The following is a 21791-nucleotide window of genomic DNA, read 5'->3' on the forward strand; positions in this document are numbered from 1 at the left end:
CGTTGTACGTCTTACGCTGTACGCCTTACGTCTCACGCCTTTCCTTGGCTGACAGCTTCCGGCTGTGCATTAACCTATTACCTGGGGGATTTGAAAAACCAGCTCGTAAAAAAAGTCCATCAGCATGCTGAATCCCCAGTGGGCGCCGACCGCCAGCGCCCCCAGGGTCACCAGCAAGCGGGGTAAAAAGCTCAGGGTCTGTTCGTTAATGGAGGTGGCCGCCTGAAACACCGCCACCACCAACCCAATGGCCAGGCTTGGCAAAATCACCGCCGACACCAGCAGGGTTACCAACCACAGGGCACTGCGAAAGATGTCGACGAAGGTTTCTGGACTCATTTATCCGGCTCCCAAACCAAAGCTGTTGGCCAGCGTCCCCATGATCAGGTTCCAGCCGTCCACCAGGACAAACAGCATCAACTTGAAGGGTAACGAAATAAGCATGGGCGACAGCATCATCATCCCCATGGCCATCAGAATACTGGCCACCACCAGGTCAATAACCAGAAAAGGCAAAAACAGCATAAAGCCGATTTGAAAGGCGGTTTTCAGCTCGCTGGTCACAAAGGCCGGGATCAGCACTCGTAACGGCACTTCGGCTTCGCTGTCCACCTGTACATCGGCAATATTGAGAAAGGTGTCCAGATCCTTGACCCGGGTTTGCGCCAGCATAAAGTCGCGTATCGGCAGCTCGGCCCGCGCCAGCGCTTCTTTCGAGCCGATTTCTTCTGCCAGGTAAGGCTGCAAGGCATGGTTATTCACCCGATCCAGCACCGGCGACATAATAAAAAACGATAAAAACAGGCTGATGCCGATCAGCACCTGGTTATTGGGGCTTTGCTGCAGCCCCATGGCCTGCCGTAAAATTGACAGCACTATGATGATGCGGGTGAACGAGGTCATCATAATGACCATGGCGGGTAAAAACGACAGTGCCGTCATTAATGCCAGCACTTGCAGCGTCAAGCTGTATTCCTGGCTGCCGTCGGCATTGGTGGTCACGGTAACCGCCGACATGCCCTGCTGCGCCATGGCCGGCGCCGTCAGCAGCAACAGCGTCGTCATCAACAGCAGCAGCGGCAACAGCCGCCTGGAGATTAACGCTCTATTTCCCCTGTTCGCGGGATCAGGACGGATCATGAACGGGCCCTTTACTGCGCTGACTCAGCAGGCTTTTAGCCTGTTCGGGCGGCAGGGGGTGCTCCAGCTTGCCCAGCCCGGATATCTGCTGGGCGGTAACTCCCAGCAGCCATTGTTCTTCCCCCACCTGTACCACCACCAGCCGCTCCCGCTGGCCCAGAGCCAGCGAGGCCACTATGTTAAGCTGACGGCTGCCGCCCAGCAGGGCGGCCCCACGCAGGCGGCGCAGCAACCAGCCCAGCACCAGAATCACCCCTATTACCAGCAGCGATGACAGTGCCCACGAGTCCCAACGGACTTCCGGCCCCTGGGCCAGCACCGGGTGGGGCAATAGCAGCAATATGAATAACAGAGGCATTATTTTAACTTTTTAATCCGTTCGCCCTGGCTGATCACATCCGTCAGCCGAATACCAAACTTGTCGTTGACCACCACCACTTCGCCATGGGCTATCAGGGTGCCATTGACCATGACGTCCAGCGGCTCACCGGCCATACGATCCAGTTCCACCACAGATCCCTGATTGAGCTGCAAGAGGTTGCGAATGCTGATCTGCTTTCCTCCTACTTCCACCGACATGGTGACCGGAATATCCAGTATGGCGTCAAGTTTGCGTCGTTCATCGCCCGATAACGGCTGGCTGCTGTCCTCGTTAAAGTCATCCAGCTCCACGCGCCTGGCTTCTTGCTCTCGCTCGGCGCCGGATTCGATTTCAGTGTCATTTTGCACATCAGCTATTTCGTTTGCTTCATCACTCATGATGCATCCTCAATGGTTCTTTCCAATGCTTCCAGCTCGACGTCACTACCAATGCGTCTGCCGCGTCGAGTCAACTGTTCAAGCTCGTTTTTAACGGGTTTGGGCTGTTTAATTCTTTCGGTGATACGCACCGCCATCTTGTCGCCGGTCTGGCCCAGCTGACCACGGAAGCTTGGCATTTCCTCTACCGAGACCAACAGGTGCTCCGGCAGATCCACCGGTATGATATCCCCGGCTTCCATCTCCATGATATTGCGCAAGGTCAGCGGCTTTTCCAGCAGCTTCACCGACATATCCACTTCTACATCGAGGACTTCGTCGCGCAGTGCCCGGCTCCAGTGCACGTCGCTCTCGCCCTGATCGCTTTGCACGCCCGCCTCAAGCAACTCGCGAATCGGCTCCAGCATGGCGTAAGGCAAGGCCACATGCAGCTCGCCCCCTCCCCCTTCCAGTTCGATGTGAAACGAATTCACCACCACCAACTCTGTGGAGCTGACGATGTTGGCCATGGTGGGGTTCACCTCCGAGTCCAGGTATTCGAAGCCCACATCCAGGATCGGCGACCAGGCTTCCTGGTAATCTTCAAATATCAGCTTCAGTAACAGCTGGGTCACGCGCCGTTCGGTGGGGGTAAATTCGCGCCCCTCCATTTTGGCCTCACGACCATCCCCCCCAAAGAAGTTGTCGACCAGCAAAAACACCAGCCGGGCTTCCAGGGTGATCAGCCCCACCCCTTTCAAGGGTCTGAAGCGCACCATGTTCAAACTGGTGGGCAAGAACAGCGAATGCACATATTCGCCAAACTTGATCACTTTTACCCCGTTGACCGAGACTTCGGTGCCGCGACGCATCATATTGGACAAGCTGCTGCGCATGTAACGGGCAAAGTGGGTATTCACCACCTCCAGTGCCGGCATGTGGCCACGCACCATGCGTTCCTGAGAAGAAAAGTCAAACATGGTCACGTCGTCGCCGGCGTTGCCTTCCGCCCCGCCAGCCGACTCTTCTTCTATGTCTTCCAGCCCGTGCAACAGGGCATCTATTTCATCCTGAGATAACAGATCGCTCACGCTTCACCTATTGTATGACGATACCGGTAAACAGCACTTTTTCGATTAATGGCCTGCCCAACTCGTTGGTGAGCACCGTGTTCAATTCACTGATCGCCTCTTGTCGTATCGCCTGCTTGCCCTCGGCTGTCCGATAACGATCGGCACCTTGTCGACTGAAAACGTCAAGCAAGGCGCTTTCCATCAAAGGCAAGTGACGCTGGGCCTGGTCCCGATTTTTATCGCCACGCACCATCAGCTGTACTTCTACCTGCACCAGGCGTTCACGCTGGCCCGCGGCCACCGCAAACGTGAAGGGGCGCGACAACCCCACATACAGTGCCTTGGTATCTTCAACGGGCGCCTGCTCTGCAACGTCAGCCGAAGAGTTCATAAACCAGGCTGCCCCGCCCCCCGCGCCGAGCAACAGCACAGTGATTATGATTAAAACCAGCTTACGTTTGTACCATGCCACCTTGGCCGTGGCTGGGGTCGCTTCATCTGCCATCTGTTATTCCTTAGTCAGGTCTCGTAGTTTACCCAGTTACATTATGCAAAAAAATCTATCCTGCCCGCATCAAGCCGGGCTGGCCGGGCAAGGGCGCCGTCCGCCAGCGTAACAGTGCCACCCTGGGTGACCGAATAACCCTGTTCGCTTTCGCTGGCCACTTCACCGCCTTGCTGCCGTGGCTGTTGCTCTTGCGACGCGGCTTGATTCGGGTTTTGTTGTTGCCCCGACAACAGACTCTGTTCCTGTTGCTGCCCCTGCTGCTGGCCCTGTTGCCCCTGGCCCTGGCCCTGCCCCAGGTTCATGCCTTGCTGGTTCAGCATTTCTCTTAACCGCGGCATGGCTTGCTCGATCAATTCTCTGGCCTGGGGATTGCTGGCCACAAATTGCACCTGCACCTCACCTCGCTCCATTTTTATCTGTATTTTCAGCCCCCCAAGCTCGGAAGGGTTAAGCCGAATATCCGCCTCTTGCAGATTCTGGTTCACCACCACCTGCGCCTGCTGCGCCAGTTGCTTGGCATTTTGCTCTGGCGAGCCGTGCAGGGTCAGGGCACGGTCGAGCAAGGGCGCTCGCTCCGGCGTTGCCATCAACGGAGCGGACTCTCGCGCCGCCATCACCACACCGGCCTCCGGCGTCGCAGTCTGGCTGCCGGTGGCGGTATCTGTGGTGACAGTCTCCGCGGTGACGGCTGCGGCCAACTGGCTTGCCGACTGGCTCACTGCTTGGGTTGCCGTCGTGGTGCTTGCTGCTTCTTGCTGAGCTACCGATAACCGGCGAGCATCCTTGTTCTCTGCTGCACTTTTTTCCGGCGATAGGGGCTCACCCTCCGCACCCGGCTGGGTTGGCTCGCCAGCACCGGAAGCAGGTGACTGGGCCCAGCGACGACCGTGTTCAATTTGTGCCAGCCAGTCGGGCGCACGCATCGCCGTTGAGCCGCTGCCGGTATTGACGTCTACCGGCGTCTTGCCTGGTGCTGGTTCGGCATCATTGGCGCCATCACTCATGGTCACGTGCACCGGCTCGGCCAGCATCTGCGCTGCCTGGTGGGGGCTGGCACCTGGGTTAGCAGCTTGGTTAACGGCTGAGTTAACGGTTGGGTTAACAGCTTGAGTAACGATTTGGCTAGCCGCCTGCTGAGTCGTCCCCATAGTAGCCTGCGCCAACTGGGTAGTTTGGGCTCCGGCAGCAAGCCGGCCCTGGCCATCATGGTTTGCCGTGCGGGTTTGGCGTTGGGGTGAGCCGGGCGCTGACGCCGTGTTTCTCTCCTCCAGCAAAGTCGGCGGGGCCTGTTTGCCTGCACCCTCGGATAGACGGTGTCGGCTTGCACCGTCGGCGGTGGCATCACTCTCGCCTTTCTCTGACGTTGCCTTGTCGGCTGTAATTTGGCCGGCAGTTGCCTGACTGGTCGTTATCTGGCGGCTAGCCAGCAGATCAGAGCCGGTGCTATCCGTTAGCGGCAAGGTGCTGCCGCCTTGCCACCGACTGGCGGCAGCGGTATTCCCGGGGTCGGCAGCTTCTTCAGGGTGAGCGGCCGGATCCGTCTGTGCAGTGGCTGTGGCTTGCTCTTCGCAAGCTTGCTGCCCGGCCTCAACAGCGGCAGGCTCAACGGGTTGGGCAGCAGCCTGTTGCGATGTCGTTTCCTGGGTAAACAGCTCGGCAAACATAGCGGCCTCGCCGTGATTGGCGGTATCCATTATTTTCCCGCCGGTTTCCTGGCCAGCCTGAGCCCGTACAGTCATGATGTTCATGGTCATGATGATCCCCGTCAATTCTGCGGCTGAGCCGTCAACCAAAATAGCAACCCAACCATCACTGCAAGATTCTAATGCAAGAATCAAACCAGAAATCAATAAAGCGATAAACTGAAAGCTGTGGTTAACGTTTGGACTTGTTGTAAAACCGGTAGATGGCCATGTTATCCATCATTTTTTGCTCCTGGCGATGCTGTTCGATCTGCTTGCGCTCGGCTTCGCGTTCCAACAGTTTCTCTATCGCCTGTTTGCGGGTGCGTACCGCCATCCAGGCGGCGCGGCTTTGCTCAAGCTGCTGACGGGCTTGCATCAGGCCACCTTGCTGCTGTTCTTGCGCCAACTCCAGCTTCTTGATAAAGCCCTGAAAATGCCCGAACTGGTGGGCACTTAACCCCTCGCGGCCGCGATCTTGAAACTGTTGGCTGTAGTTGCGCTGATACTGGCTCAGGGTTTGCTGCTGTTGCTCCAATTGTTGCAGCTGCAGCTGGGCGGCCCCGGACTCTGCCGCCGCCTTGCGCTCTTGATTATCCAGCTGCTCCAGCAGCAGGTGTAATGCTTTGCTCATCGATCAGCCCTTATGAAGCGGTAATGAGTGGGATGTGAGGAGTGAGGGGTAAAGCGTCAAGTGTGAGCATCCCACCCGCGCCTTACGCCTCACTTCTCACGCCTTAATCCCCCCCTTTTCGTCCATCAGTTCGCTCGCAACAGAGGCTGACTGATCACCTCCAGCTCGGCCAGACAGGCCGGCATGGCAATCGCGTCTGTCATACCCTGGGTTAAAAAGTGATCCAGCCGCGGACGGATTTGTATCGCCATATCCAGCCGCGGGTCGGCGCCCGACTGGTAGGCCCCCAGGTTAATCAAGTCGTGGTTTTGCTGATAAAGCGCATAGGCCTGCTTAACGGCGCGGGCCTGTTGCTGGTGCGCTTCTGTGGTCACCGAGGTCATGACCCGGCTGATCGATTTCTCTATATCGATGGCCGGGTAATGACCGCTGTCAGCCAGTTGACGCGAGAGCACTATGTGACCGTCCAGAATGGCACGCGAGGCATCGGCAATGGGGTCTTGCAGATCGTCCCCTTCGGTCAGCACGGTAAAAAACGCCGTTATGCCCCCCTGGCCGGCGTTTTCGTTGCCGTTACCCGCTCGTTCCACCAACGCGGGCAGACGCGCAAACACCGAGGGCGGGTAGCCCTTGCTGGCGGGGGGCTCACCCACTGCCAGGGCAATTTCTCGCTGGGCCTGGGCGTAACGCGTTAACGAGTCCATCAGCAGCAATACCTTGAGCCCCTGATCCCGAAAGTACTCGGCCAGGGTCAAGGCGGTTTCACAGCCCTTTAAACGCATTAATGGCGAGGAGTCGGCCGGTGCGGCTACCACTACGGAACGGGCTCGACCTTCATCCCCCAGTATTTCATCGATAAATTCTTTTACTTCCCGGCCCCGTTCACCAATCAGGCCCACTATGACCACATCGGCCTTGGCGCCGCGGGTCATCATGCCCAGCAGCACACTTTTACCCACCCCAGAGCCGGCAAACAGCCCCATGCGCTGTCCCTGGCCAACGGTAATCAGCGCATTGATGGCCCGCACTCCCACATCCATCGGCTCTCTGATGGGCTTGCGGGACATGGGGTTAATGCGCTGTGCCGTAAAGTCGGCATTTTGACGGGTGACGATGGGCCCCAGGCCGTCCAGGGGCTGGCCCATGCCGTCTATGACGCGGCCCAGCAACTCCATGCCCACCGGCACGCCCTCCCCCTGGCCAATGGGAGTGACCCGGGCCCCCGGGATTACCCCTTTCAGCGATTCGCTGGGCATTAAAAACAGCTTGTCGTCGGAAAAGCCCACCACCTCGGCGTCCATGTCGCCAAACTGGGTCTGAATTTTACACAGGCTGCCCACGGCGGCCGTACAGCCCTCGGCCTCCAGGGTCAGACCCACCACCCGGGTCAATCTGCCACTGGCCGACATGGCTGGCATCAGCCCTCGGGTTTGATAAGCCTCCAGCCGCTTAACCAGCGTCATGGAAGCGTGCCCAGTTGGCTTTGATGAAGTTGGCCATCAGCTCGTCTATGCGCCGTGCCAGGCTGACATCCAGCTCCGACATGGCGGTTTTTACCCGCACGTCGCCCCGCGCCTGACTCGGCTCACTCAGTAATTGCCAATGGCGCTGCTGGCGGCTTTTTTCATCGAAGTGCTGTTCGATAATGGCCAGATCCTCGGGGTGTAAATACAGGGTAATGTCACTATTGGTATCAGGCAGCGCCGACATGGCTTCCTGCACCGTGGCCAGCAACAACTGGGGAGAGGTGGTGGCTTCGGTTTTCAATAAGTTACGCGCCAGCTCCTGTGCCAGGGTCACCAGGCTTTGCTCTACCACTTTGTCTACCTGGGCCAGAGGCGTCTGCAGCTGTTCGATCAGCTGTTGCCACTGCCGGCTTTGCTGCTCGGCCTTTTCTCTCCCTTCGGCCAGGCCCTGTTCCAGCCCTTGCTCCAGGCCCGCCTCGTGCCCTTGCTGCAAACCGGTCAAACGACCTTCTTCCCGCCCTGCCGTTATGCCTTCCTGCTTGCCTTGCTCGAAGCCTTCTTCATAGGCGGCCTGACGAATGGCTTCCAGCGATACCGCGGTCAGCGGCTCGGGATCGGCGGTAAAATGTTCGGGATCGGATTCGGGCTGCTCGGCTGGCGGCTTGATCTTGAGCGCCCGCTCTGGCGACTTTGCTTTGGTTTGCAGCATGTCGGGCCAGGCCCAATGTTCGGTATCCGGCTCGCTCTCACGCTTGGGCCGCGTGGGCTTGGCGCCGTAAGGATGACGACTCATACAAACTCTTCTCCGCCGCCTTTAGAGAGCATCAGCTCGCCACTCTCGGCCAGGCGTCGTGCAACCGCCACAATTTCTTTCTGGGCCTGCTCCACATCGCTGACCCGTACCGGCCCCATGACGTCCAGATCGTCTTGCAGCAGTTCCGCTGCCCGCTTCGACATATTGCTCAGGAACTTGGTTTTTAGCTGATCGTCGGCGCCTTTCAGTGCCTTTTGCAACAATTCGCTGTTCACGTCTCGCAGCAACATCTGTATGCCACGGTCGTCCACGTCGTTCAGGTTTTCGAACACGAACATCATGTCCTGGATCTTCATGCTCATTTCTTCATCTTCATCACGAATGGCATCCATCAGGGCCCCTTCTACCGAGGTTTCCAGGTAGTTCATGATGTTGGCAGCCGCCTTCAGGCCACCCATCTTGGCCGCCTTGGTGCTGCTTTGGCCGACAAACTGTTTTTCCATAATATCGTTAAGCTCTTGCAGTGCCGCCGGTTGCACTTCTTCCAGCTCGGCGATGCGCATCACCAGATCCAGGCGCACCGGCTCGGCAAACTGCTGCAAAATCTCTGCGGCCTGCTCCGGGTCCAGATAAGACAGCACTATGGCCTTAATTTGCGGATGTTCGTCCAGAATAACGCTTGCCACCTGGCGCGGGTCCATCCACTTCAGCGAGTCCAGCCCCCGGGAGCCCACACCGGCAGATATTTGATCCACCAGACGCCCGGCTTTTTCTTCCCCCAGGGCCGCAACCAGGGCATTGCGCACAAAGTCCTGGCTGCCCACGCCAATTTTGGTAAACCGCTGAATATCTTCAATAAAAAAACGATGAACCGCGCCAACACCGTCTGGGGAGATTTCCTCCAGCGTCGACATCTTCATGCCCAGCCGCTGCACGTGTTTGGGTTCCAGGTGGCGAAATATCTGCGCGGCGTCTTCTTCGCGCAGGCTTAACATCAGCAACGCCGCCTTTTCGGTGCCGGACATTTTATCCAGCAGCTTGCGCTGCTCGTCGCTCACTATCTGCTGTTCGTTGTCACTCATCGGCTTTCACCCAATCTCTGATGACCTGCGCTGCCAGATCCGGTTCGTTGGCGACCAAAGTTCTGATGGCCGACAGCACATCTTCATCCTTGTTCAAGTCCGGCAGCTGCAAGCGCCCTTCACGAATACCAAACATGCTCTCGTCCCGTTCGGCCTGCTGGGCCAGCAGGGCAAGATCGTCACTGCCCTGCAAGGCATTCTGTCCGTCCGGAGCTGCCCCGTCCGCCTGCGTGTCGCTCCCCAGCAATCGCTTGACCATGGGCCGCACCAGGGTCAGCAGCAGCACTATAAGTACCGCCACCGCGCCCAGAATCCGCATCAGGTGTAAAAACCAGGTTTTCTCGTAAAAGGGCACGCCGGCAAAGGCTTCGAGCACGGGGCGATTAAAGGGCACCGAGACCACTTCAATGGCATCGCCGCGGCTCACATCGAACCCCAGGCCACCGCGCAGCAAGCGGTCGATACGGCTTAGTTCTTCCTGAGTCAGCGCCACCCGCTCTGTGGTGCCGTCTTCCCGGGTCAGGGTTTTATGATCCACCGCCACCGAGACGGTCAGGCGGCTGATATCGCCGGCACCGTTTTGACTGTGGCTAATGGTGGTGTCGAGCTCAAAATTGCGGGTGGCTTCTTTACGGAACCGTTCGTTACGGCGCTGCTCCTGGGCCACCCCCGCTGCCTCTTCGGGGATCTCCGCCGCCACCGGTGGCTGATTGGTCAAGGCGCCCGGAATACCCAGCGCCCCCAGGCCCGAGGTGTTGTCTTCCATCACCATTTCCGATCTCACGGCGGGCAAGTCGGGATTATAGGTTTTGACGGTTTGTTCCTTGCGGGTAAAGTCGAGCCGCACGTCCACTTCGGCGGTGTAGTTACCCAGGCCCAGCACCGGGCTTAAAATAGAGTCAATTTTTTGTCGGTATTCCCGCTCCAGCTTTTGCTGGTGTTCAAATTCCCGACGGGTGCGGGCCGACAGGGGATCCTGGGAGCCGGAATTAAGCAAGCGACCGTTCTGATCGGTGACCGTGACTTTGTCGGGGGTCATTTCCGGCACCGCAGACGCCACCGTATCCACGATGGCGTCTACTTCTTCCTGACGCAAGGTGCTGTTGCGACGCAGGTTTAACAATACGGTGGCGCTGGGCTGGCGCTTGTCGCGAACGAAGACGTTTTCCCGGGGAATGGCCAGCAAGACCTGAGCCTGAGTCACGCTGTTATATTGCTCGATAACGCGGGCCAGCTGTCGCTCGCGACTCAGGTTAAGGCGCTCGCGCTCCAGGCGCTGGCTAATGCCAAAGCCGGGGTCGGATAACAAAATAGCGTCGCCTTGCGCCGGAGACTGCTCCAGCCCCGACCGGCGCAGGGTTAACTGAATGTCGGAAAACTGATCTGCACGCACCAGTACGGTACTGCCATCGATTTTATAATTGATTTTTTGCGCGTCTAAAAAGTCCAGCGTTTCTATGAGTTCCTGATTGTTGTATACGCCCAACGGGCGCATTTCGGGCTCTTTGCCCCACAAAAACAGGAACACCGCCAGCGCCAGACAGATGGCCAGCGCCAGCACAAGTATGACCTGACGCAATATGTCGGTATCGCCCAACAAGGCAAGAGGCGTGCTTTTTTGCTTTTTTGCCTCCGGTGAGTTGGCCTCGCGGGTGGCAAGTGCAGATTGGTCGGTATTCACCAACGGATTATCAGCCACCAATTACATCCTCATACTGGCATATTCATAATGGTTTTATAGGCTTCCACTACCTTGTTACGCACCTGAACCGTGGCGTCGAAGGCAATGCTCGACTTTTGCGAGGCGATCATCACTTGTTCCAGGCTAACGGCCTGATCACCCAGCTCGAAGCGGGTACGCAGCGAGTCGGTGCTTTGCTGCAGCCCGTTAACGCTGTTTACCGCCTGAGACAACAAGGTGGAGAAGTCCTGTTGCGGCGCAATATTGTTGGCCGGCGCCAGCGGTTGCAGCTCGCCTTTTATCGCCTGCATTTCTGATAATAAGGCCGTGGCGTTAATATCCATCGTCTGAGGCTCCCGAATTAAAGATGATAAAATGTTAATGCAAACAACGAGCCAGTATATATACAAGCAGTAAGAAAACACAGACAAGAGCAAGCCGTAAGCGGTTCGATTACAGCTGAAAGAAACGGCCAACCGGCGTTGGCGCCGAGTTTCATGTCATGCATATTCGTTCAAGCCCTAGCTTGGCATTAAAGCACTCGAATGAATACTATCCTAACCCATTCTGCCCTATCAGCCCTGTATTTTTCTTCCCGCAATCGGCTTCAAGTCTCCTTTCGCCGTCATTCTGAGCACTCACGCGGAGGCTACTGGGGCATCAACCTCCAAGAGCGCGCGAATAAATATGCGCCTACAGAACGGCGCTTTTTGTAGTCCGTCCGCCTCTTTGGTAAAGAGGACTTCGGCGGGATGTGATTAAAAACCATCATGCTAACGCAGGACCTGCAGCTAAAGCGCAAGGCTACAGCTGTGTTTACACTTCCATCCCGGCTTCGCGCATGCGGGCCAGCTTGTAGCGGAGGGTGCGCGGGCTGATGCCCAGCTTTTCTGCGACTTGCTGACGACTGCCGGCGTGGCGTTGCAGCGCCTGCAAAATAATTTGCTGCTCCTGGCTCACCAGCTCGCGGCCCAGGTCCATCTTTTTAGGGAGCGGGCCCGGATGCGAAGCGCCCTGAGCGAAGGCATTCGGCGCAGATGGAATAGGCTGGCCAGACTCGGCCTGCCCCGGCAGGGGGACCTGCTCATCCAGCAGAATATCGGTCGCTGCAATTTCGTGCCCCTGGGCCAAAATAAGGGCGCGTTGCATCACGTTGCCCAGCTCACGCACATTGCCCGGCCAGTGCCAGGCTTGCAATCGGGCCTTGGCCGGCTCGCTTAACCGCATGTGGCCACGGTTTAACTCCCGGGTATGGCGCTGCAGCAGATATTCCGCCAGCGGTATGATGTCGCCGGGGCGCTCGGCCAGCGCCGGCCAATGCAGCGGAAACACATTCAGGCGATAAAACAGGTCTTCTCTAAAACGCCCCTCGCGCACCGCCTGGTGCAGGTCGCGGTTGCTGGTGGCCAATACCCGTACATCCAGGGATATGGTTTTGCGGCTCCCCAGGCGCTCCACTTCGCGCTCTTGCAATACCCGCAGCAACTTGGCCTGCAGATTCAAGTCCATCTCGGTAATTTCATCCAGCAGCAAGGTGCCGCCGTTGGCCTGCTCGAACTTGCCGGGGTTGGCCTGTACCGCACCGGTAAAGGCACCCTTTTCGTAACCAAACAAGGTGGCTTCCAGCATGCTCTCGGGAATGGCGGCGCAGTTAATGGCGACAAAGGCGGCTGTGGCACGGTCGGACTTTTGATGAATAAAACGCGCCAGTACCTCTTTGCCGGTGCCGCTGGGGCCGCTGATCATCACACTGGCCCCCGACTCGGCCACCCGCGTCGCCAACTGTAATAGCTGTATGCTGCTGGCATCCCCCACTATGGGATCGTCACTGGTCTCGGTAGACTGCATCAAATAACGCGACACCACCGTCAATAACGCATCGGGCGTAAAAGGCTTGGCCAGATAATCCACGGCACCGGCCCGAATGGCCTCTACCGCCCCCGATACCTGGGCATAGGCGGTGATCACCAGCACCGGCAAGCCGGGAATGCGCCGGTTAACCCACTCCAGCAACCCCAGGCCACTCATGCCCGCCATTTGTACGTCGGTAATCACCAGCCTGGCGGCGCTCTGCTGCAACCCATCACGTTGAAACCCATCACGTTGAAACCCATCACCTTGAAACCAAAGTATGGCCGCCTCGGCACTGTCGACCACCGCACACGAAAAGCCCGCCAGCAACAGCGTATCCTGCAGCGCCTGCTGCAAGCCGGCATCGTCTTCGACAATAAGAATATCAACCACATCAGGCTGTACATCATGAGCCATGAACACGCCTCCTTGTTTTTGTAAGGGGTTAGGAGTGAGGAGTAAAGTGGACGACACAACCAAAACCCTAAACCAAACCTATTTTTGCCACGGAATCCACGGAACCCACGGACGAAAAACGACAAGACAAAACCATCCAGGCGAGAAAGCTTTTCTTGTAAGGTCTTACCAAATAAAAATTTATTCAGGTCTTGAGCTTGGTCTTAATTTTTCCGTGGGTTCCGTGGATTCCGTGGCAAAGAAGTCTCTAGTCTTTAAGGTCTTGTCACTCTTTACCCACAACCAGGCAACCACAGGCTGAAACAACTGCCCTGCTCCGGTACCGACTGCACCGTCACCCGACCTTGATGTGCCCGCATGACCGCCATGACTGCCGCCAGCCCCAGGCCGGTACCCTGGCTTCGGGTCGTAAAAAAGGGCGTGAATATCTGGCTAAGCAGCGCCTTACTCATGCCCTTGCCGTTATCCTGCACCCTGATTTCAATTTCATTGTCTGGGGTGTCTGCCAACATCAGATCCAGCTCGCTTGCCCCCGCTTCGGCGGCGTTTTCCAGCAGGTTAAGCACTATGCCTTTGAGGGCATGGGCATTGCCCAACACCCGCGCCGGGCCGGCCAGCGCATTCGTCAAGGTTAACCGAACGCCTTTGGCGGCCATTATGGGGCTAGCCGCCTCAATGCATTCCGGCAATAACTCACTCAGATCCAGCTTGTCCGCCAGCGGCGCCTGCTCGGGGCGGGCAAACAGCAGAATGTCACTTATTTGACGCTCAATATCGTTGAGCCTGGCCAGCAGGCGCTGCTGAAACTGCTCGCGCTGCTGGCTGGTAAGCTGGGGAGCCGCCAAGTTGGCGCCATAGAGCATGGCTGACGATAAAGGGGTGCGAATTTGGTGCGCCAGGGTGGCCGCCATTTGCCCGAGTGCCGCCAGACGTTGCGCATGGCTTTGCTGCTCCACCCAGGCGCGGGTGGGCGTCATATCGGTCAGTTGAATCAGCTGGCCCGGCTGGCCTTCTACATGTGAAATAGCCAGCTGAATACGCCGACCATCTTTAAGGGACACCTGCAAACCATCATCCGGTTGCGGAGCAAACACCCGCTCAATAACCGCCGACCAGGCCATCCCCTGCAATGGCTCGCCCAACATGCTTTGCGCCACCGGGTTAACCAGGGCCACCCGGCCTCTGCCATCCAGCCACACCACACCACTGGGCATGGCATGCACCAGGGCACTCATGCTCGGCTGCGCATGAGTATCTTGTGGGTGAGGAGAATGAGAAACAGAGTCAGGCATAAACAAAACACCAAGGGGCTATAACCTGCTTATTCATTCAATAAGCATGCCAGCCCCGACTAAGGGTGAAGCGTAATGGGTAAAGAGGACGACATAACACCCAACCTAAACATTTATTTGCCACGGAATCCACGGCCCCCACGGACGTAGAGACAGGGAAAAAGCGAAAAGAGCTTATTTATTGTAAGGTCTACCCAAAGCGGCACTATAAAATCAGTATCTGCTTTAGCTGATAGCTTACCGCAGCTTCCAGCGCTTTCTCTTACCAATAAGGCCCTTTGGTACTTTTCGCTTTTATCCCATCTTGATTTTTCCGTGGGTTCCGTGGATTCCGTGGCGAAAGATCTTTAGTTATTAGCTTTAGCTCGGTGTTGGGCATTATCACTTGGTAATGCCGTATTTCTTCATTTTTTCGACCAGGGTGGTGCGGCGCATGCCCAGGTGTTCTGCGGCTCGGGCGACTATGCCTTCGTTGGCCTCCAGAGACTGGGCAATCATGTCCATCTCGATACTGGCCAGCATTTCCTTCAAGTTCACCCCCTCGGCAGACAACACAGGCGCCATAAATTCGGCCTCCTCTTCTTCATCGGCATCGTCCAGGGTTTGAAAATCAAAGAAGTCGGCTTCACTTTCCGCCTCCGGCTCCTCAGCCGTCATAAACATGGCCGACAGCGCATCGCGTTCATCCAGCTCGTTAAGAGAGTGCACCTGCAGCTGCTCGTCGGTGAGTGCCCGATACTTGACGGGCAAGTCCGCCAACTGCACGCACTGGTTGGGGCACAAGATAAACATGCGCTCCACCAGATTGGAAAGCTCGCGCACGTTACCCGGCCAGTGCCACTGTTGCAACGACGCAATCGCCTCTGGCGAGAAGGCCAACTCGGCATTGTGAGTGAGCCGGTGCCGGGCAATCAGCTCGTTCAGTAACAGCGGAATATCTCCCTGTCGCTGGCGCAGCGCCGGGGCTTCTATCGGGAATACGTTCAGGCGGTAATACAGGTCTTCGCGAAAGCGCTGCTCATAAATCATCTGCTCCAGATCACGGTGGGTGGCCGCAATTACCCGCACCTTGGCCACCACCGGTCGCGTGCCGCCGACCCGCTCGAAGGTACGCTCTTGCAGCACCCGCAACAGTTTTACCTGCATGGGCAAGGGCATGTCGCCAATTTCGTCTAAAAACAGCGTGCCGCCTTCGGCCAGCTCGAAGCGGCCCTTGCGCGTGGAGATGGCACCGGTAAAAGCCCCCTTTTCATGGCCAAACAGCTCGCTTTCCAGCAATTCGGCCGGAATGGCGCCACAGTTAATGGGCACAAAGGGCCCCTTGGCCTGCAGCGATAGTTCGTGAATGCCGCGGGCAATCACTTCCTTACCGGTACCCGACTCCCCCAGCAACAAGACGTTGGCCGGCTTGCTGGCCACCTGGCGGATCAGGTTTTTTACCTCCTGCATGGCAACACTGTCGCCAATCAGCAATTCATGCAGGCGGCAGTCGTGATCCTCGGGCTCCGCCACTGGCTGCCAGTTTTGCGCCTGCAGCAACAGAGCGGTCAGCTCATCGTACGTTAGCCGGGCCAGGGTGCCCAGCAAGTTACCCGCCTGGCAACTGGTTTCAATCAGGCTGATAAAAGCATGATGGGGAAAGGTATTCAGCAACGCGCTCAAGGGGACATCCGTATCCCCGGCCAACACCGTCAGATTATGTGGCTGATTTTGCAGCCAGGCCTGATCTTCGGCCCGGCTACCACTACGCCACTCCACCTGCATAAAAGACAATATTGCTTCAAGCTTCGCGCGTCGCTCCTGGTTGTGATCCATGATCAAGACACAGCCGTTAAAGCTCATAGGAATTATATCCTTACAATTCTGTTAATTATTTGGCGTTGTAGGTCGTTATATACACTATTTTTATCTTTTTTCGTTGTCAGCATAACATCACAAAGGGGGAAAAATACAAGTAACTGCCGTAATTCTGACACATGCGTCAAAATAACTCGACCGACAGGACGCAGCAAAGCCGCCAAGAATTGATTTGGATCAAGTTATCGAGCGCCACAGGGAATGAATGCTCAAAAATACCGCACATTACAGATACTTATCAACCACCTGGCATCCTTGTGACGGCACACGACACGACGCTGAAAATGGTAAACAAAGCGAAATAGTAAAATAACGGCGGGAAGCAGAATAATAAACCAGCAGCCATTAGCGTTCGGCTACAAAACGATCAATATTTAAAGACGAAGCGAAAGAGCATTTTTGCCACGGAATCCACAGAATCCACGGACGAAGAGCAATAAGGGATTTGGGGATTTGGGGATTTGGGAATTAGGGATTAGGTCGTTCTCATCACCCTTTTCCCTTCACTCTTTACCAGTGAATTATTTTTCGGGGCAAATTTTTCAATAAAAAAGGGCTAACGGCAATGCTGCCGTTAGCCCTTTTTATTTCGTGGTGCGGTATTGTCAGGCGGGGACTTGCTGCTGGTCGGCGGGAATGGCATCCCAGCTTTCTTTTATGTCACGCAACAGGCCGCTGACGCCTTCTAGCCGTTCGCTGCTGTTTTCACTGTTGGCCAACATCAGCTCGCGCACCATAAAGTCGTACAGGCTTTCCAGGTTGGCAGACACCTCGCCACCGGCTTCCATGTCCAGTGAGGACTGCAGCTGCTGAATAATGGTAATGGTCTTGCCAATCAGCTCGCCGCGCTGGCTGATGTTTTGCTGCTCTATGGCCAGCCGTGCCTTGGCCAGTCGCTCCAGCGCACCCGCCAATAACATTTGTACTACGCGATAGGGGCTGGCGGTGTCTCGCTGGCTGTCTACCGCTACCGATCTATAGGCTTTAAGGGAGCCGCGCATGGTGTTCTCCTGAATTAATTTTTTTTAATATTTTGATAGGCCTGCACCGAGCGCCGGCCTTTTTGCAAATTGGCCAGCTTGTCCGCCAGCAGGGTCCGGCTGTGCTCCGCCTCCTGGGTCAGGTGCCGCGAGCGCTCGATCAGCTCGTTTACCTGCTCGGCGTCGAGCATTTCCGTGTCCATAAGAATCTGCAATAATCGGGCCCGTTCCGCCAGCCGCGAGCCAATGGTCTCGGGCTGCAGCTGCTCCGGGTCGGCAAACTCCGCCAGTAGGCCGTTATCCAGCTGGCGTAACTGTTCGATCAGGCTCATTTCTTGCTACTGCCGAAGCTGGGCATATTCTCGAAGGCGCTGATCACCGAGCTGAGCTGCTGGTTCATTTGCGCCACCGCCATGTCCATGGCCGAAAACTGCTTATAAGTACGCTGCTCAAAATTCACCATATATTCGGAAAAGTCGTCGGCTTCTTGTTCCAGCTTTCTCATCTGTTCGTTCAGCGACTCGTTCTTGCTGGTCAGTATGCCTTCTTTGCCGACAAATTCTTCCATCAGCTGATCCAGCTTGTTGCTGACCCCTTTTTCTGTTGAAAACAGCAGCCCGATTCTTTCGAAATTGTCGGCCACCTGTGTCTTCAGCAAGTCGTTATCCAGCTCTATGGTGCCGTCTTGCTTGGTGGTAATGCCCAGGTCGGTCAGGCTCTTGACCGGGGCCACCGCCCCTTCTACCGATTCGCTCAGTAGCTGGCGTATTTTCGAGTTTAAATTACGGGCCGTACCGTCGCCATTGAGGGGGCCGGCGCGTTCGGTTTCGGGGTTGTAGGCACTCAGCTGCTGTATGGTCTTCACCACCTTGTTGAACGACTCGACAAAGCCTTTTAAGTTGCTTTCTACCGCGCCCTTGTCGTAACCAATGGTGAGGGTCAGGCTTTTTCTGCCTTGGGTGTGATCGCTACTGTCTTCCCACTCACTCATCTTTTTGACGTCCAGCGTGACACCGGCAATGGCGTCTTTTATCTCGTTACTCTGGCTGGTGACTTTGGCGCCGTCTATGGTGATGATCGCGTCTTGGGCCGCCTGAATATCGGTTACCGTACCTAACGAGGCCAGACTGGCGCCGCCCTCACCATCGGCATTGCCGGTAGCCGATATCGTGATCTGGTTGTCGGTACCGGTTTTGTCGGCAAAAAACACCAGGCGAGAGCCGCTGTCGTCGGTGACCACTGTGGCGCGTACGCCCTTGTTGTCTTCCGCGTTGTTTACCGCCGTGGCCACCTCGGCCAGGGTGCTCTTGTCTTTATCGATATTCACACTGAATGACTCATCAGCGCCTATATTCAGGGTCAGGGTGCCCGAGCCCAGCGTCTTGTCTGCATCGGCCTTGTCAATGTAACCGGTGCCTACCTTGTGCGCCTCGGCCAGCTGTTCTACCTGCAGGCTATAGCTGCCGGCCACGGCATTTTTGTCGGCCTTGGCGGTCACAAAGCCGCTTTCACTCAAACGCGCCGAGCGCTTTTGAAAGGCTTCTTCTTCACCCAGGGTTTTCAGCGAGCTTTTAAACTCGTCCAGTACCCCTTTCAGGCCGCCATAGGCCGACAGCTGCACTTCTATGTCGTTGGCCCGGCGCGCCAGTTGCTGCTCTTTGGGGGCACGCTCGGCCTGCACCGTAATATCGACGAAATTCTGGATCGGAAAACCCGAGCCGACGCCGGGTAATTTAAGGTCGCCCATAACGCTGTCTCCTATGCCTTGGTATTCAGCAGGCCGCCGCTGGCCTCATTGAGGCGCGCGATCACATCGAGCAGCTCTTCACTGGGTATCTGGCGGATCACGTCGCCGGTGTCACTATCCAGCACAGTGACCACGTTACGGCCCGAATCTTCATCGACCCGGAACTGCAGGCTGCGATTGAGGCTACCCACAAACTCCTGCATTTCTGCGGCCATCTGTTCCAGCTGCTCGGGCGACAGTTCCGGCGCTTTGGCCTGCTCGGCCGCCTGCACCGCCTGTGCGGTTTGCGTGGCTTCAACCTTGGCCGAAGCAACCGGCGCCGGTGCTTTGGCTGTGCCCTGCTCGCCGGGCGTAAGCCCTGGCCGAGGGGCAGTTGCGGGTATGTCCATGATATGGCTCCTTGTTAAGCGCGCCGAGTGCGCGCACAGACCACAAAGCAAAAAAGTCAGGGGTGAAGCGTAAGGGGTTAGAAGTAAAGAGAGCTATCAGCGTTAAGCCAGTAGCTGTCGGTTAAAGATAAACACGGCACCGTGCGCCAGCTTTACCCTTCACGCTTTACTCCTCACCCTTCACCGTGTTCACACCCAATGCTTTGCTTTGTAACCTGATTAGATAGCACAAAAGGGGCGTTGCCGCCCCTTGTTTACCTTAACGGCTTGTTTCAATTGCCGGTTAACCCAGCAGCGACAGTGCCGCCTGTGGGATTTGCTTGGCCTGGGCCAGAATGGAAGTACCGGCCTGCTGCAGAATCTGCTGCTTGGTCAGGTTCACAGTTTCCTGGGCGAAGTCCACATCTTGGATACGACTCAGACCGGCGGCGGAATTCTCGCGAATATTAGCCAGGTTGTTGATGGTGCTATTCATCCGATTCTGAAAGGCACCGAGATCGGTACGCTGAGAGTCGATCATGCCGATGGCGCCATCGAGAATACCAATGGCTTTCTGGGCTCCTGCTTGTGTAGATAAATCAACAGTAGACACTGCAGCCAACTCTGAGTAGTCAGTACCTACTGCCGCATGAGTAGTGTCTGCGCTGGTGAAGGAGAACGACTGATTGGAGTCAAATTGAATAGATCCAGCCACAGTCAACGAGTTAGTCGCACCACTTGCATCAATAGTGCCAGTATCTACAGTAACTCCTTCAATATCCTTTGCGGTAAATGTCAAATTACCACCAGTAAGGCTTTTTAATTTAATATCTTTACCATCGTCTGTGGTCAAAGTCAGCTTGCCACCATCGACCGTAGCTTTCACACCGCTTTCTGTCGCCTTATCATTGATGGCATCAGCAAGAGCGGAAAGATCAGATGCGCTTTCAACATTGGCAGAGACCGAAGTATTATTAAGATCAAAGCTGATAGTGCCTGTTGCCGTCAGCGCGGAAAGTTCAACCTCTGTTTTAGCCTCGGCTGTAACTCCGGTTTTATAAGACTCCGCATTGATTTTGCTAACAGCGACATCCGCCCCCTTGTTCGCATCAATAGCTATAGTAGCTGAGGCTTTACCATTGATAACAAGGTTGGCACTTGCAACTCCATTATCAACAGGTGTATCGGCAACAGTAGACAACTGACCTGTACCAAAACCTCCGGTTGCAGTCGATACTAGCTTTTCACGATGTGTACCTATAGCGTTAGCAGACACATCTTTTAAAGATAAGTTGATGGTCTCGTTCGAGTTAGAACCTATTTGCAGACTCCGACTACCAAAGCTGCCATCAATCAGGTTCTGACCACCAAAAGATGTGGTTTCGGCAATACGGGTCAGTTCGCTCTGCAGGGCGCTCACTTCTTTCTGGATGGCCTCGCGGTCAGCGGTAGAGTTGGTACCGTTGGCCGACTGCAAAGACAGATCCCGCATCCGCTGCAAAATAGAGGTGGACTCCTGCATGGCGCCTTCGGCGGTTTGTGCTATCGAGATGCCGTCGTTGGCATTTTTCATCGCCACGCCCAGGCCGCGCACTTGAGAGTTCAGCCGGTTGGAAATTTGCAGGCCAGCGGCATCGTCCTTGGCGGAGTTGATACGGTTACCGGTAGACAAACGCTCCATGGAGGTCGCCAGGGCATTGCTGGAATTGGCCAGGTTGCGCTGGGCGCCCATGGCCGAGATATTGGTGTTGACTGTAATCGCCATAATAAAACTCTCCGTTGAGGTTTGTTCCGGCGCCATGCCGGTATGCTGTGTTGTTATTACTCAAGTTATCGGCAAGCAGTTCAGGAACTTTACGTTTTTTTGTGCTTTGTTTTTAAGCAGTGGTAACTTGCTTGCCCGTTAACAAAGTTATCGGCGACGAGAAAGAAAGCTTTAATTAAAAGTCAGCGCCCGGCGACCAGCACGGCCTAAAACCCTATTTGCCGCGACTCTTTACAATGAGAAGCACGGCACCCACGGACGAAAAGCAATAAGGGATTAGGGAAGATAACGCAGAGTGCAGGGCTACAGAGAGCATCGAATTTCTAAAAGACGCGCGAATAAATATGCGCCTACAGAACAGGCACCTTTTGTCGTCCGCCCGTCTCTTTGGTAAAGAGGACTTCGGCGCGCCAGCGTAGCGGGATGTCCAGCCTAGTTAAGCCATTGTTAATGAAGTATTTTTTTCAGATTTAATCGCTATTTTTCCGTGGGTTCCGTGGATTCCGTGGCAAAAAATCTTTAGATCTTTGTGTGGCGGTGCTTTGGGGTAGACGGCTCAACACCCGTCTCTTGTAGCCCTGCGCTTTAGCTGCAGGTCCTGCGTTAGCAGGATGGTGTTAATAACATCCCGATGAGACGGGAGTGCCGAATAAATTGGCACCCTACAACCCCGAAGTACTGTCATGCCGGTACTGAATCAAGTTCAGCATGACGTAGCCCCAGTATCTTGTTTAGTCTTATTCATAATCCTAAAGC

The 21791-nt window shown here is 56.0% G+C and carries 21 protein-coding genes; all 21 read right to left on the bottom strand.

Annotation, left to right across the window (positions count from 1 at the left end; all coding sequences use genetic code 11):
- Positions 1-69: 69 nt before the first annotated feature.
- Positions 70-339: a flagellar biosynthesis protein FliQ gene (gene fliQ, locus ACN0VL_RS02695; RefSeq protein ID WP_417614584.1), complete on the bottom strand. Its 270-nt coding sequence runs from the start codon at positions 337-339 to the stop codon at positions 70-72.
- The gene (gene fliP, locus ACN0VL_RS02700; protein WP_417614705.1) at positions 340-1065 is read right to left on the bottom strand and encodes a flagellar type III secretion system pore protein FliP; all 726 of its coding nucleotides are present in this window, start codon (positions 1063-1065) and stop codon (positions 340-342) included. It lies immediately after the preceding gene.
- A 61-nt stretch (positions 1066-1126) separates the two neighbouring features.
- On the bottom strand, positions 1127-1498 hold the full coding sequence (gene fliO, locus ACN0VL_RS02705) for a flagellar biosynthetic protein FliO (RefSeq protein WP_417614585.1): 372 nt from the start codon (positions 1496-1498) through the stop codon (positions 1127-1129).
- A complete protein-coding gene (gene fliN, locus ACN0VL_RS02710) occupies positions 1498-1899 on the bottom strand; it encodes a flagellar motor switch protein FliN (RefSeq protein ID WP_417614586.1) in 402 nt (133 codons plus the stop codon). The genes fliO and fliN overlap by 1 nt, the downstream gene beginning before the upstream one ends.
- Positions 1896-2969 (bottom strand): flagellar motor switch protein FliM, encoded by a 1074-nt coding sequence (fliM, locus tag ACN0VL_RS02715; protein ID WP_417614587.1) that lies wholly within the window; start codon positions 2967-2969, stop codon positions 1896-1898. The genes fliN and fliM overlap by 4 nt, the downstream gene beginning before the upstream one ends.
- 7 nt (positions 2970-2976) lie before the next feature.
- Complete coding sequence (locus tag ACN0VL_RS02720) at positions 2977-3456, bottom strand: flagellar basal body-associated FliL family protein (protein WP_417614588.1); 480 nt, start codon at positions 3454-3456, stop codon at positions 2977-2979.
- Between the two features lie 41 nt (positions 3457-3497).
- The gene (locus tag ACN0VL_RS02725; RefSeq protein WP_417614589.1) at positions 3498-5207 is read right to left on the bottom strand and encodes a flagellar hook-length control protein FliK; all 1710 of its coding nucleotides are present in this window, start codon (positions 5205-5207) and stop codon (positions 3498-3500) included.
- A 127-nt stretch (positions 5208-5334) separates the two neighbouring features.
- Positions 5335-5775 (bottom strand): flagellar export protein FliJ, encoded by a 441-nt coding sequence (gene fliJ / locus ACN0VL_RS02730; RefSeq protein WP_417614590.1) that lies wholly within the window; start codon positions 5773-5775, stop codon positions 5335-5337.
- A 125-nt stretch (positions 5776-5900) separates the two neighbouring features.
- On the bottom strand, positions 5901-7238 hold the full coding sequence (gene fliI, locus ACN0VL_RS02735; protein ID WP_417614591.1) for a flagellar protein export ATPase FliI: 1338 nt from the start codon (positions 7236-7238) through the stop codon (positions 5901-5903).
- Complete coding sequence (gene fliH / locus ACN0VL_RS02740; protein ID WP_417614592.1) at positions 7225-8034, bottom strand: flagellar assembly protein FliH; 810 nt, start codon at positions 8032-8034, stop codon at positions 7225-7227. Before fliH ends, fliI begins: the two co-directional genes overlap by 14 nt.
- Positions 8031-9077 (bottom strand): flagellar motor switch protein FliG, encoded by a 1047-nt coding sequence (fliG, locus tag ACN0VL_RS02745; RefSeq protein ID WP_417614593.1) that lies wholly within the window; start codon positions 9075-9077, stop codon positions 8031-8033. Before fliG ends, fliH begins: the two co-directional genes overlap by 4 nt.
- Positions 9070-10758 carry a flagellar basal-body MS-ring/collar protein FliF gene (gene fliF, locus ACN0VL_RS02750; RefSeq protein WP_417614706.1) on the bottom strand — a complete coding sequence of 563 codons (1689 nt, stop codon included), beginning with the start codon at positions 10756-10758 and terminating at the stop codon, positions 9070-9072. The genes fliG and fliF overlap by 8 nt, the downstream gene beginning before the upstream one ends.
- Positions 10759-10787: 29 nt before the next feature.
- Positions 10788-11102 carry a flagellar hook-basal body complex protein FliE gene (gene fliE / locus ACN0VL_RS02755; RefSeq protein WP_417614594.1) on the bottom strand — a complete coding sequence of 105 codons (315 nt, stop codon included), beginning with the start codon at positions 11100-11102 and terminating at the stop codon, positions 10788-10790.
- A gap of 472 nt (positions 11103-11574) precedes the next feature.
- Positions 11575-13026, bottom strand: a complete 1452-nt coding sequence (locus ACN0VL_RS02760) for a sigma-54-dependent transcriptional regulator (RefSeq protein ID WP_417614595.1) — start codon at positions 13024-13026, stop codon at positions 11575-11577.
- 272 nt (positions 13027-13298) lie between these two features.
- Entirely contained in the window at positions 13299-14261 is a 963-nt protein-coding gene (locus tag ACN0VL_RS02765) for a sensor histidine kinase (RefSeq protein WP_417614596.1), read from the bottom strand.
- A gap of 438 nt (positions 14262-14699) precedes the next feature.
- A complete protein-coding gene (locus tag ACN0VL_RS02770) occupies positions 14700-16160 on the bottom strand; it encodes a sigma-54 dependent transcriptional regulator (RefSeq protein WP_417614597.1) in 1461 nt (486 codons plus the stop codon).
- Between the two features lie 620 nt (positions 16161-16780).
- Entirely contained in the window at positions 16781-17176 is a 396-nt protein-coding gene (fliS, locus tag ACN0VL_RS02775; protein WP_417614598.1) for a flagellar export chaperone FliS, read from the bottom strand.
- Positions 17177-17190: 14 nt separating this feature from the next.
- A complete protein-coding gene (locus tag ACN0VL_RS02780) occupies positions 17191-17487 on the bottom strand; it encodes a hypothetical protein (RefSeq protein ID WP_417614599.1) in 297 nt (98 codons plus the stop codon).
- The gene (gene fliD, locus ACN0VL_RS02785) at positions 17484-18902 is read right to left on the bottom strand and encodes a flagellar filament capping protein FliD (RefSeq protein ID WP_417614600.1); all 1419 of its coding nucleotides are present in this window, start codon (positions 18900-18902) and stop codon (positions 17484-17486) included. Before fliD ends, ACN0VL_RS02780 begins: the two co-directional genes overlap by 4 nt.
- 11 nt (positions 18903-18913) lie before the next feature.
- On the bottom strand, positions 18914-19291 hold the full coding sequence (locus ACN0VL_RS02790; RefSeq protein WP_417614601.1) for a flagellar protein FlaG: 378 nt from the start codon (positions 19289-19291) through the stop codon (positions 18914-18916).
- A 283-nt stretch (positions 19292-19574) separates the two neighbouring features.
- Positions 19575-21071: a flagellin gene (locus ACN0VL_RS02795; RefSeq protein WP_417614602.1), complete on the bottom strand. Its 1497-nt coding sequence runs from the start codon at positions 21069-21071 to the stop codon at positions 19575-19577.
- Positions 21072-21791 lie beyond the last annotated feature (720 nt).

It is taken from the genome of Oceanisphaera sp., assembly GCF_048268965.1.
Taxonomy (GTDB): domain Bacteria; phylum Pseudomonadota; class Gammaproteobacteria; order Enterobacterales; family Aeromonadaceae; genus Oceanimonas.